Genomic DNA, 13,024 nt, shown 5'->3' on the forward strand with positions numbered 1-13,024 from the left:
CCGAATTCAAGCCTCATCAGCCTGTCGATCTCGCGCCTATGATCCATGGGATGGAGGGTATCACGTTGCATTGATTCAGCCGTACTCGGATTAGAAAAGCTCGACATCATTACTCGGCGGCGGCGGCGGCGGCGTCTCGATCACTTGCGCCTCGCCCAGAAGACGCTGTCGTGCCCGCCCTCCATTTGGCCAGAACTCGACACGTCGCGCCTGTGTGCCGCCAAGGCTTTGACCGACACAGGCGATGCCCTCACGACGCAGGAAATCCAGAACGAAGCTGCCGTTTTTCGCGCCCACATCCGAAAGCCCGGCAATCATCCGCGCGCCCCCAAAAACCTTCGCCTTCAAGGTCGCACGATTGCCGCCATTCTTGATGATTTCGTTGATAAGAAGTTCCATCGCATTGACGCCGAAACTTGCGGTCGAGCCCGTACCTTCGGGGAGGAGGAAATGGTTCATTCCCCCGACGCCGCTATGTTCGTCATAGAGGCAGGTCGCCACGCAGGAGCCCAAGATGGTTGTGATCGACATACCATCCAGAGTGCCCACCGAGAACTCTCCCTGAGAGATGTGTTTTGGTCGCCCAATACCAAGCGTGTTCATGCAAACCGCCCTCCGCGTGCGACACTGGCTGCCTGACGGCCGCATTGCGCAAGAACCGTCGACGCGATCCGGCCGAGTGGCACGGCCTTCTCGGCGGCACCATTCTCGACCGCAGCCCGCGGCATCCCGTAGACGACGCTGGTGGCCGAATCCTGCGCAAAGCACCGCGCCCCAGCCTGCCGTAACCGCAACATCGCATCGGCGCCATCACGCCCCATACCGGTCAGCATAACGGAGACAACTTTGGAGGCCATCGGTAAGGCCGAGTCGAAGAGCACCTCGACAGAGGGTCGGTGTCCGTTACGTTTTTCTCCTGTATCGAGCCGGCATCTGGCCGGTTCTCCCGGTCTTAGCGCAAGGTGGTGCGCGCCCCCCGGCGCCAGATAGACATTGCCCTGTGCAAGCGGCACCCCGTCTCTAGCCAGCGCCATGTTGGGTGCGATACAGCCTTGGAGACGTCGCGCAAAACTCGCGAGGAAGCTTTCCGGCATATGCTGGGTGATCAATGTCGGCGGACAGTTTACCGGAAAGCCGGACAGCACCGTCTCCAATGCATCCACCCCGCCTGTCGATGATCCGATCAAAATAATCTTGCCGTTCCAGGTAAAACCGCTTGCCGGCTCGATCTTCTTTCGTGGTCCGGAACGAAGGCGGGCATCGGCGGCGGCGACGAGCAGATCCGGCAAAATACCGAACGCCTCGATCGGGTTTCCGTATTTGGGCTTCCCAATACAGTCCACCGCACCGAGCGAAAGCGCTTCCATGGCCTTTGTCGACCCGCGTTGTGTCAAGGTCGAGACCATAATGACCGGCATCGGCCTAAGGCGCATAATCTTTTCTAGAAATTCCAGCCCATTCATACGCGGCATTTCGACGTCAAGCGTTAGAACATCGGGCGCCAAAGCCTTTATTTTTTCTCGTGCATCATATGGGTCAGAAGCCTCACCCACAACCACCAAGCGCGGATCCCCCTGCAACTGGGCGCGGATCAACTGCCGGATAGTAGGAGAGTCATCGACGATCAAAACACGTTTGGCACTCATTTCTTGCCTTTCCTGCCGTCAAAATCGACGTGCTAAGTTTCTTGCTAGTCATGCCGAGGGGATCATGCCCCTCGGACAGGTCTTAAAAGTCTTCCCAGTCGTCATTCACCGGCGGAGGCTCGACCTTTCTCGCCAGATTACCTTCGACTTTAGGTACGGGAGGTGCCTTGAGAGCCGGCGCTTTCGGTTTGGCTGCACTTTTGACCGTTATGCTCGGTTTGACCACAGGCTTGGTTTCCGGCATCGCCGTCGGAACAGCCTTTCTATCGCCGAGAGCAAACCGACGGGTCGTCTCGTTGAGGGCATTCGCGCTCTGGCTCAGAGACTGGCTTGCCGCCGTCGTTTCTTCGAACATTGCCGCGTTATGCTGTGTCACCTGATCGAGTTGGTTCACCGATGTATTGATCTCCGAAAGACCGGAGGCCTGCTCTTTGGCCGAAGTCGCAATTCTTCCGACGCGCTCGGCGATGTCGCTTACGGAGCGAAGGATCGTCTCCAGCGCATTCCCGGCCTGACCGACGAGGCCCACACCACGATTGACCTGATCGGACGAGGCGGTGATCAGACCATCGATTTCGCGGGCCGCCTCTGAGGATCTCTGGGCCAGAGCGCGCACTTCCGAGGCGACCACCGCAAAGCCGCGCCCCGCTTCCCCGGCCCGTGCAGCTTCGACGCCAGCATTCAGAGCGAGGAGGTTCGTCTGGAAGGCAATGTCATCAATGACACTGATGATTTTCGAGATTTTCTGCGAGCTTTCCGAGATTTCGCCCATCGCCTCGACCGCCTGCTGCACGACCTGACCTGAGCTTTCCGCATCCTTGCGGGCCTGCATGACAATCAGATCAGCTTCGTTGATACCGTCGGAGGCGCTGGCAACCGAAGAGGTCAGCTGATCAAGTGCTGCTGCCGTCTCTTCGAGGGTCGCTGCCTGCTGTTCGGTCCGACGGCTCAGATCTTCTGCCGCATTCGAAATCTCGCGCGCCTCATTATCGATAGCTACGGCATTGTCGATAACGATCCGCATCGCGTCGGCAAGACGATCGACGGCTGTGTTGAAATCTCCGCGCAGCTCTTCGTACTCGTCCCCGAGGCGCTCGGAAATTTGCGAAGTCAGATTGCCGTCCGAAAGTGATTTCAGCCCAACGCGCAGCGCTTCGACAACTTTGGTCTGGCGCAACGTCATCTGGCGACTGGCCTCGGCAGACGCCGCGAGTGCTTTGCGCGCGGCCGTAACGTCGCTACCGATGAAGATGATCTTGACCACTTCCCCCATCTCGTCATGGACCGGCGAAATGATCCCTTCCGAGATGGCCTCTCGACCGTCCTTGGTATAGATCCGCCAGGTGCCGGTGACGGAGACACCGTCGCCCACAACACGCTGCGCCACATCTGCCATGGTCAGCTCGCTATCTACTGTATCGGTGACGTCAACGAAGGGCTGGCCGATAAACTCGTCGGCGCTGATACCTACGGCGTCGCAATAGTTCTGGTTCACATGGGTAATACGCCCATCCAGACCACCCTCGCCCAACATCTGCGCTGAATCGAGTGCTTTGAGGACCGCACGCGAGATACCGATCTCGGTGACATCGCGCCATTCCACCACATAGCCGATCCGTCCCTCGCCGGGCATAATGACTTCGGAAATCCCCAGCGCGAATTGCGCCTGACCGATTTTCAGATTGGCCGAATAAGGCAGGTTCGCGCTATCGGACAGGAAATCTCGGATCCGCTGCGGGTTTTTATGGAAGGTATCGATTGAACGGCCCACCATCGAATCCGCAGTGATCGACGGATCCAGAACGTGGAAATCATCAAGCCTTGTCGCGATCAGCTCGGTCATGGCAGGATTGACATAGCTGATGTTAAAATCGGTGTCAGCCATCATCATTGATGACGAGCCTGCGTTGAACGCTGCTCCCTTTAGGGTAACATCAAGCGATGCAGCCTCGGCCGTGGCAAGTGCGAGCTGGAAGTCCTCGAGCGCAACCGCCATCTTGCCTACCTCGTCCTTGCGGCGGGTAAACGGGACGGTGATATCGAAGTCTTTTGCCGCCAGCTTATCCATAGTCGCCTTCAGCCCGAGCAGCGGCTTGGACAGTCCACGCGCCATCCACCATGCCAGTCCGATCAAGGCCAGAAGGACCAGTCCACCATGCAGGCTCATCGATTCTGCCAGCTTGAGGATGGGTGCGAAAAGTTCGCTATTCCCTTGCTCCACGACCAGAGCCGCTTTGTGGTTGAAAAGATTGATCGGGACATAGGCGGCCGTGACATCACGGTCACTCAGAACCGATTTGATCTCCGACACCCCATTTTGTCCGGCCAATGCACCTTGGATCGCCGCGTTGTCGGGGGCGGTTTTCATGACCGTCGGTCCATCCGCCAGACGCAGATTATTCTGGTATTTCAAATCATCCGTGACGAGATAGCTCTGCCCCGTCTCCTGCAGACCGCGATTATCGGCCAGGATCGCATCCAGACCTGAAAGCGGGATCTCGAAGGCCAGCGCCCCCTTGACCTCTCCCGCACGATCGAGAATCGGCGCCGCCATGAAATAGGACAGCGTGCCGCTGTGGTCGGCGGAATGCATGCTGGCATCGGAAACAAGCGGGTTCTCGGTGCTCGCCTTCAGGGCTTGCTGGAGCAGCATCCCGACATTGCTACCCGCGAAAGGGCCATCGATGATGTTGGTCGCGAAATCGTCGGCTTTCTCGATAGAATAGAGAATGTCGCCTTCGGCGCTGACCACGAAGATATCAGAGAACCCTGCGCGCTGCGCCATCTGCAGGAGCAGGGGGTGATATTTCTCGTGCCGTTTGGTATAGAGAGAGCCGTCACTGGAGCCGTTCAGCTTCCAGCGGTCCTCGGCACGATAAGCGTTATCGGTGACATAGGCAGAATGGATCTGGTCTGCTGCACCATCCCCGAGCCGGGTCCACGAATTCTGGAAATCGCGCAGGGCTTCCCGGACGATATCGGAACCGATCGTGTTGCGGACTTCGGAGCGGATATTGGCTTCCCACTCCTGCACCCGATCTGACTGGACATCGGCGACATGACTAAGACGTTCGATCGCGGCGTCTTCCAGGAGCGCCCGCGAGTCCCGATAGGCGGTAAATGCCATAACCGACAAAGCGATAAGAGCAATAGTAAACAAGAACAGGGGCAGCTTGACCCCGATCTTCATATTATCAACAACTTTCATCCAGCAGCCTCCACTCGGGCACCAGCAGTACCCAAACCCAATACGGAGCTTTGCCCCCGCGTTAGGTCACGACCATGCTGTGAACTGCTGAAGATTCATTTAAGCTGGAATAGGCTTAGGCTCTCATCGCCGCAAACAGGAAGGAAAACTGTCGCTTCAACCTGTTTTTTATTGGAAAATCTTGGCTAACACTTTCTGGATCCTGAAGAATATCGCTCAAAATTGCACGACTTTCCCACGCCGGAAGCAATGCGCGCCGTCCAAGACGCGACAAGGGCCCTGCATCAAGCCGCATCAGGCCCTCTGCCGCCAGCGCCGCCACGGCCTCCGGCCGTCCGTCAGGCAAGGGGTGACGTCCCCGCCGCACGATCTCGGGCACCGCGCGTAGATAGGCCGCAAGCCCCGCCGCCTGTGCGTGTGGCCGCATGGCCACCTCCGCATCGGAGGCTCCAATGAGCTGCGCCGCCGCGCAATAAATCGCCCCGGACGTTCCGTCGAGATAGGCCCAGAGCGCCTCCCCATCGGCAAATTCCTCCGGCCAGCAATCACGCCGTCGCGTCTCGGCCAGCGCGACCAGATACCCCGCAACGGGGCGCAACCCTGCCAGTGCCGGACCGATCTCCGATGGCGGCAGCGATCCATCATCACGCAGCGCCTCCAGCACATCGACCCACCATTGCACGCGCATTTCGGCAATCATCGGCTCCTTAGAGGCCCAGGGCGCACGCGCAAGCTCCAGATTGACCGCATAGAGCGGCCAGAGCCTGCGCCGGTCGGCCGCGGGCGTCGCCATCAGTGCGCGAAACCGTTCGGGATCCCCCTCCTCGACAAGTTTCGCACAATGCGCCTCGGCCTCGGTCAACCCCCTCATAGCGGGCGCACCCCGTCACGCAGGAATTTCCACTGAATCGCTTCCAGAAGCGCCTCGAAGGAAGCGTCCACGAGGTTGGCATTCACGCCCACTGTCGACCAGCGGTTGCCATTGCCATCCTCGCTATCGATGACCACGCGCGTCACGGCCGCCGTCCCGCCGCCGGTGATCCGCACGCGGAAATCGACCAGTTTCATATCCTCGATATGGCACTGATAGGGCCCGAGATCCTTGGCCAGCGCCTGCCATAAAGCGTTGACAGGCCCCTGATCATAGCCCTCGTTATCCCAGCTTTCCGAGACCGAGAGCATCCGCTCCCCGCCCACTTCCAGCACGACGACCGCCTCGGAGGAATTTGCCATCTCGCGCCCGTTATGACGGCGCTCGATCACGACGCGGTAACGTTCGACCTTGAAATAGCGCGGCAATTCCCCCAGTGCGCGGCGCGCCACCAGCTCGAAACTCGCCTGGGCGCCGTCATAGGCATAGCCGTGATCCTCGCGGCGCTTGATCTCGTCGAGAATCTGCCCCAGCCGCTCGTCGCCTTTGGTGATATCGAGCCCCATATCCGCCAGACGCGCGCGCAGGTTCGACTGCCCGGCCTGATTGGACATCGGGATCTGCCGCGTATTGCCCACCGTCTCGGGCGGGATATGCTCGTAAGTCGCCGGATCCTTCAGGATCGCGCTGGCATGAAGCCCTGCCTTATGGGTAAAGGCAGAAGCGCCGACATAGGGGGCCGAGCGCAAAGGCACGCGATTGAGAATATCATCGAGTTTGCGCGAGAGCCGCGTGATCCCCGCAAGCTCGGCCTCCGGCACTCCCGTGTCAAAGCGCGAGCGATAGGGCTCTTTCAGAAGGAGCGTCGGGATCAATGCGGTGAGATTGGCATTGCCACAGCGCTCGCCCAACCCGTTCAGGGTGCCCTGGATCTGGCGCACCCCCGCATCCACCGCGGCCAGCGAACAGGCCACAGCCATGCCTGTATCATCATGGCAATGGATGCCCAGACGCTCTCCCGGAATACCCGCCGAAATCACCTCGGCCACGATGGCGGAAATCTCGGCAGGCAGCGTCCCGCCGTTGGTATCACATAGCACGATCCAGCGTGCACCCGCCTCATAGGCCGCCCGCGCGCAGGACAGCGCATAGCCGGGATTCGCCTTGAATCCGTCAAAGAAATGCTCGGCATCAAACAGCGCCTCACGCCCCTCGGACACCATATGGGCAACACTGGCGCTAATGCTTTCGAGATTTTCTTCGAGCGTGATCCCGAGCGCTGTGGACACATGGTAATCATGGGTCTTGCCGACCAGACAGACCGCAGGCGTTTTGGCATTCATCACCCCCGCCAACACCTCGTCATTGGCCGCTGACCGCCCCGCCCGCTTGGTCATGCCAAATGCGGTAAAGGTCGCGCGGGTCTCGGGACGCGCCTCGAAAAAATCGCTATCGGTCGGGTTTGCCCCCGGCCAGCCGCCCTCGATGTAATCCACCCCGATCCGGTCGAGCGCCTGCGCGATCTTGACCTTTTCGGCCACCGAAAATTGCACCCCTTGGGTCTGCTGCCCGTCGCGCAGGGTCGTGTCATAAAGATAAAGACGCTCTTTCACCGTTTCTCTCCCTCTCTGCCGCACCTCAGAGCGCAGGCAGCTTCTCCGGTGCAAATCCCACGGCTGGCAAAAGCTCCACCCCCGCCTTCGACATCCGCACTTCGACCCCCGCCGCAACCAGCGCCTGCTTCATCGCATCGACGGGGGCGAAATCCTTGGTCTCCATCGCGCTCGCGCGCAGGGCGGCGAGATGCTCGGCATAGGCCGACAGATCCACCACCGGTGCCTCGGCCCACGCGCCCATATCATCCAGCAACAGCCCCAGCATCTGTGCCGATGCCTTCAACTCCGCCGGATCGCCCAACGCATGCAATGCCGCGATGGCGCCCGCCGTGTTCAAATCATCCGCCAGCGCGTCGATGACCGAGGGCGCTGCGGCCGGCGCGGGTTCGATGCCCGCAACGGCCGCCCGCCACTTGCGCAGCGTCGCCTCCGCCTGGCGCGCCTTCTCGGCCGTCCAGTCCATCGGCTTCGAATAATGCGTCTGCAGGAACACGAAGCGGATCACCTCGCCCGGAATGCCCTCATCGAGCAGATCGCGCACGGTGAAGAAATTGCCCAGGGATTTGGACATCTTCTTGCCCTCCACCTGCAGCATCTCGTTATGTAGCCAGAAACGGGCAAACTCGCCTTTGGGATGGGCGCAGCAGCTTTGCGCCACCTCGTTCTCGTGGTGCGGGAACTGCAGATCGATGCCGCCACCATGGATATCGAAACTCTCGCCGAAAAGCTCATAACTCATGGCCGAGCATTCAATATGCCAGCCCGGACGGCCACGGCCCCACGGGCTGTCCCACCCCGGCAAACCGTCATCCGAAGGTTTCCAGAGCACGAAATCCATCGGATCTTCCTTATAGGGCGCCACCTCCACCCGTGCGCCCGCGATCATATCATCGACCGAGCGCCCCGAAAGCCTGCCGTAGTCCTTATACGAGCGCACACGGAAGAGCGCATGGCCCTCGGCGGCATAGGCATGACCCTGTTCGATCAGACGCTCGATCATCGCGATCATCGCATTGATGTAATCGGTCGCGCGCGGTTCGTGATCCGGGCGCTCGGCCCCCAAAGCGTCCATATCGGCATGATACCAGGCGATGGTTTCCTCGGTGCGGGCACGGATCAGCTCCTCGAGCGTGCCTGCGGCCCCCTCCTCGCGGCGTTTCAAAGCGGTCGCGTTGATCTTGTCATCCACATCCGTGAAGTTGCGGACATAGGTCACCTGTTGCGCCCCGTAAACATGGCGCAGCAGCCGCTGCAGCACATCGAACACCACCACAGGGCGGGCATTGCCCAGATGCGCGCGGTCATAGACCGTCGGCCCGCACAGATAGAGCCGCACATTTGTCGGATCAATCGGCGCGAAATCCTGCACCTGACGGGACATCGTGTTGCGCAAGCGTATCTGGGTCATCTCTAATCTCTCCCCCACAGCATGAAACGGCCACCGCTCGGGCGGGTTCGGGGTGTGAGCTTTGGGAAAGCATGACCGGACCGCCCGACGGATGTCAGCCGATAATGCAGCAGATCGTGATGGTTGCGGTCTGGGTCATGGGCCATCTCTTAGCCTGAGTGCGGACAGATGTGAAGCGCAAACTCAACACATGGGGGCCAATCGGAACGTCAGGACAAACGGCGCGTTACCTTGATGCCTTACGGGACTATCCTTCCCGCGACAAACAGGAAATACGCATGAACGAGACCGTGATCCCTGACCGCTCCTTTCGCGCCGTGACCGACGAGGCCCGTCAATCGGGTGGATTCTGTCACGAGCTGGCGCATCACGCGCTGGCCTATCTGCCGCAAGGCGGGGCCGCGGGGCGGCATCTGGTGGTCAGCTTCGGCAATCTCACGACAAGCCAGACTGGCGGCGAGCAGCATCCTTGGGGACAACACCTGCTTCAGGGACAAGGCTGGTCGGTGCTCGGCGTCATCAACAACCGCAATGACTGGTATCGCGATGCAGAACTGATCGCGGCGCTCGAGACCCTGCGCGACGAAGGCTTTTTCAAACGCTTCGACCGTGTGAGCTTTTACGGCGCCTCGATGGGCGGGTTCGGGGCGCTGACCTTCTCGCGGCTCGCGCCGGGGGCGCATGTGGTGGCCTTTGCGCCGCAATCGACGCTCGATCCCTCCCGCGTGCCTTTCGAGGACCGGTACGCCGCTGCGGCCCTGAAAGGCGATTGGTCCCTTCCCTATGGTGATGCCGCCTATAGTACGAGAGATCTCGCCTCGGCGGAGATCTTCTACGACCCGTTCATCGCCCAGGATAAAGCCCATGCCGAACGGCTTACCGCCCCGCAGGTCCGGTTTCACCAGCTACGCCATTTCGGCCATAAGCTCCCGTTCGTTCTGCTGAAACTCCGTCTCCTCAAAGAGGTGTCGCTCCACGCGCTGACGGGCGATCTGAGCGACAGATGGCTGGCCCGGGCGCTCCGCGTGCGCCATCAATATGTGTATTACACGACGTTGATGCTGACGAATGCCCACGCGCGCGGGCATGACGCGCTGGCGATGCGCGGGACCGATCTGGCATTGCGGCAGACCGATCACTGGAAACTCAGAAAACTCCGCAAAAGCCTGCGCACTACCACGGGCGACAGTGAGGCCCGCGTCGCGACGCGCCCCTGAAGGCGCCTCGCGCAAGATCTGAGGGTCAGTCCATCGCCTCGACGACGAGCAGTTCGCGCTCGGCTGCGCCTTTGGCATGGGTGAGCGCGGCCTGATAGGACGGACCGTTATAGCAATCCACGGCGGCCTCGAGGCTCGGGAACCAGGCCACTACATTGCGCGGGCGCTCCTTGCCCTCGAGTTGCACGAAACGCGCCCCACGCGCCAGAAACTTACCGCCACTCTCGGCAATAGCAGGGCCTGCCAGCTCGGCATATTTGCCATAGGCCTCGGGGTCGGTCACGGTCACATGGGCAATCCAATAAGCACCCGGCATCGGTTCTCTCCTGTCAGAAAAAAGGGCCGCGGATTTCCCTGCAGCCCCGTTTGGTTATTTGCTTTCGATCAGCGCTTTGACCGCGGCAATGGCCTCATCCGATTTCGACGGATCGGCACCGCCTGCCTGCGCCATATCGGGACGGCCACCGCCGCCCTTGCCACCCAGCGCACCGGCCGCCGCACGGACCATATCCACAGCCGACAGACGCGCGGTCAGATCCTCGGTCACACCTGCGGCCACAGCCGCCTTGCCACCGGCATCGGCCACCAGAAGCACCGCGCCCGAACCGAGCTTGGTCTTGTATTCATCCACCAGCGGCGGCAGATCCTTGCCGGTGACACCAGTCAGGAACTGCGCCACAACCTTGATGCCGTTGATCTCTTCGGCCTCGTTACCGCCGGTGGACCCACCCGACATAGCCAGTTCCCGGCGCAGCTGTGCCACTTCATTGGCCAGAGCCTTGCGCTCGTCCGAAAGCGCTTTCACACGCTCTGCCAGGTCAGCAGGCGCCGCCTTGAGAACATGAGCTGCCTCGACCAGATGCGCTTCCTGCGCCTTGAGATAGTCGATCGCGGCCTGACCGGTCAGCGCCTCGAAGCGGCGCACACCCGCGGAGGAGGCGCTATCGCCAAGCGCCACGAAGGCCCCGATATCACCGGTGCGGGTCACATGGGTGCCGCCGCAAAGCTCCAGCGAATAGACATCACCCGCCGTGCCCTTGCCCGAGCCCGCCAGCTTGCCCATCGAGACCACGCGGACCTCATCGCCATATTTCTCGCCAAAGAGCGCCTGAGCGCCAAGGCCGCGGGCGTCATCGGGGGTCATGATGCGAGTATCAACGGCAGTGTTCTGGCGGATGAACTCGTTCACCTCGGCCTCGACGCGGGCCATTTCCTCAGGCGAAAGCGCCTTGGCATGGCTGAAATCGAACCGCAGACGGTCCTCGGCATTGAGCGAGCCCTTTTGGGCCACATGATCGCCCAACGCACGGCGCAGCGCCTCGTGCAAGAGGTGCGTGGCCGAGTGGTTCGCACGGATCGCCGAGCGGCGCGCATGGTCCACAACCAGACGTGCGCCCTGACCGCGGGCAATCTTTCCCTCGGTCACCTCGGCGATGTGGATGAACACGCCCGCCACCTTCTTGGTGTCGGTAATGCGCGCCTTGCCTGTTTCGGTCTCGATCAGGCCGGTATCGCCAACCTGACCACCGGACTCGCCGTAGAACGGCGTCTGGTTGACCACGATCATGCAGGTGCCGGTGCTGTCGGCAATCTCTGCCCCTTCCGCGACAAGCGCGGTGATCTGGCCTTCGGCCACTTCTGAATCGTAGCCCAAGAATTCGGTCACGCCCAGCTTATCGGCCAGCTCGAACCAGATCTTGCCATCTGCCGCCTCACCCGAGCCGGACCATGCAGCACGCGCCTTGGCCTTCTGCTCGGCCATCGCCGCATCGAACCCGTCGGTATCGACGGTCAGTTTCTTCTCGCGCAGCGCGTCCTGCGTCAGATCCAGCGGGAAGCCATAGGTATCATAGAGCTTGAACGCCGCCTCGCCCGGAAGGGCCGCGCCCTCGGGAAGGTTCGCCAGTTCGTCATCGAGCAGCTTCAGACCACGGTCGAGCGTGACCTTGAAGCGGGTCTCTTCCAGCTTCAGCGTCTCCTCGATCAGCGCCTGCGCCTGACCCAGCTCGGGATAGGCCGCGCCCATCTCGCGCACCAGCGCCGGCACCAGCTTGAACATCACCGGATCCTTGGCCCCCAGCATATGCGCATGACGCGCGGCGCGGCGCAGGATGCGGCGCAGCACATAGCCGCGCCCGTCATTCGAAGGCATCACGCCATCGGCGATCAGGAACGAGGTCGAGCGCAGGTGATCGGCGATCACGCGGTGATGGACATTGCCCGGACCATCGGCATCGGTCGAGGTGGCATGGGCCGAGGCCTCGATCAGATGGCGCATCAGATCGGTGTCATAATTGTCGTGCTTGCCCTGCAGGAGCGCGCCGATCCGTTCCAGACCCATGCCGGTATCGATCGACTGCATGTCCAACTCGACCATCGAACCGTCTTCGAACTGCTCGTTCTGCATGAAGACGTTGTTCCAGATCTCGATGAAACGGTCGCCATCCTCGTCGGGGCTGCCCGGAGGCCCACCTGAAATATGCTCGCCGTGGTCGAAGAAGATCTCGGTGCAGGGGCCGCAAGGGCCGGTCGGCCCCATCTGCCAGAAGTTATCCTTCGTGGGGATGCGGATGATGCGGTGATCCTCGAAACCGGTGACCTTTTTCCAGATCTCGGCGGCCTCGTCATCGGTGTGGTAAACCGTGACCAGAAGCTTGTCCTTCGGGATATCGAAATCCTTCGTCAGAAGCTCCCATGCGTAATTGATCGCACCTTCCTTGAAATAGTCACCGAAGGAGAAATTCCCCATCATTTCAAAAAACGTGTGGTGACGCGCGGTATAGCCCACATTGTCGAGATCGTTATGCTTGCCGCCTGCGCGCACGCATTTCTGCGCGGTGGTCGCGCGGGTATAATCCCGTTTCTCGACACCGGTGAAGCAGTTCTTGAACTGCACCATGCCGGAGTTCGTGAACATCAGGGTGGGGTCGTTGCGCGGCACCAGCGGCGAGCTGGGCACGATCCGGTGCCCGTTCCGCTCGAAGAAGTTGAGGTAGGTGGACCGGATTTCGTTCAGAGAGACCATATCATGCGCCCTTTTTGGGGATTTTCACCCGTT

Annotated in this window: 9 protein-coding genes; 1 reads left to right on the forward strand and 8 read right to left on the reverse strand. The window is 60.9% G+C overall.

Annotated elements, in window-relative coordinates; translation table 11 throughout:
• Positions 1-90: 90 nt before the first annotated feature.
• The 6 genes from WDB91_RS12870 to cysS form a co-directional block, all read right to left on the reverse strand.
• Positions 91-531, reverse strand: a complete 441-nt coding sequence (locus WDB91_RS12870; RefSeq protein ID WP_339112942.1) for a chemotaxis protein CheD — start codon at positions 529-531, stop codon at positions 91-93.
• A 68-nt stretch (positions 532-599) separates the two neighbouring features.
• Positions 600-1,646 (reverse strand): chemotaxis response regulator protein-glutamate methylesterase, encoded by a 1,047-nt coding sequence (locus tag WDB91_RS12875; protein ID WP_339112943.1) that lies wholly within the window; start codon positions 1,644-1,646, stop codon positions 600-602.
• 82 nt (positions 1,647-1,728) lie between these two features.
• Positions 1,729-4,854, reverse strand: coding sequence for a methyl-accepting chemotaxis protein (locus WDB91_RS12880; RefSeq protein WP_339112944.1), 3,126 nt, complete (start codon positions 4,852-4,854; stop codon positions 1,729-1,731).
• A gap of 115 nt (positions 4,855-4,969) precedes the next feature.
• Positions 4,970-5,725: a squalene/phytoene synthase family protein gene (locus WDB91_RS12885; protein ID WP_339112945.1), complete on the reverse strand. Its 756-nt coding sequence runs from the start codon at positions 5,723-5,725 to the stop codon at positions 4,970-4,972.
• Positions 5,722-7,338 carry a citramalate synthase gene (gene cimA, locus WDB91_RS12890; RefSeq protein ID WP_339112946.1) on the reverse strand — a complete coding sequence of 539 codons (1,617 nt, stop codon included), beginning with the start codon at positions 7,336-7,338 and terminating at the stop codon, positions 5,722-5,724. The genes WDB91_RS12885 and cimA overlap by 4 nt, the downstream gene beginning before the upstream one ends.
• 25 nt (positions 7,339-7,363) lie before the next feature.
• A complete protein-coding gene (gene cysS / locus WDB91_RS12895) occupies positions 7,364-8,749 on the reverse strand; it encodes a cysteine--tRNA ligase (protein ID WP_339112947.1) in 1,386 nt (461 codons plus the stop codon).
• 278 nt (positions 8,750-9,027) lie between these two features.
• On the opposite strand from cysS, the gene WDB91_RS12900 reads away from it, so the two are divergent.
• Positions 9,028-9,966 (forward strand): hypothetical protein, encoded by a 939-nt coding sequence (locus tag WDB91_RS12900; protein ID WP_339112948.1) that lies wholly within the window; start codon positions 9,028-9,030, stop codon positions 9,964-9,966.
• Positions 9,967-9,991: 25 nt separating this feature from the next.
• Here the strand turns inward: WDB91_RS12900 and WDB91_RS12905 are convergent, their stop codons facing one another.
• Positions 9,992-10,282, reverse strand: a complete 291-nt coding sequence (locus tag WDB91_RS12905) for a DUF1330 domain-containing protein (RefSeq protein ID WP_339112949.1) — start codon at positions 10,280-10,282, stop codon at positions 9,992-9,994.
• A gap of 54 nt (positions 10,283-10,336) precedes the next feature.
• Positions 10,337-12,991, reverse strand: coding sequence for an alanine--tRNA ligase (gene alaS / locus WDB91_RS12910; protein WP_339112950.1), 2,655 nt, complete (start codon positions 12,989-12,991; stop codon positions 10,337-10,339).
• Positions 12,992-13,024: the final 33 nt, after the last annotated feature.

This window comes from Thioclava sp. GXIMD2076, assembly GCF_037949795.1.
Lineage (GTDB): Bacteria > Pseudomonadota > Alphaproteobacteria > Rhodobacterales > Rhodobacteraceae > Thioclava > Thioclava kandeliae.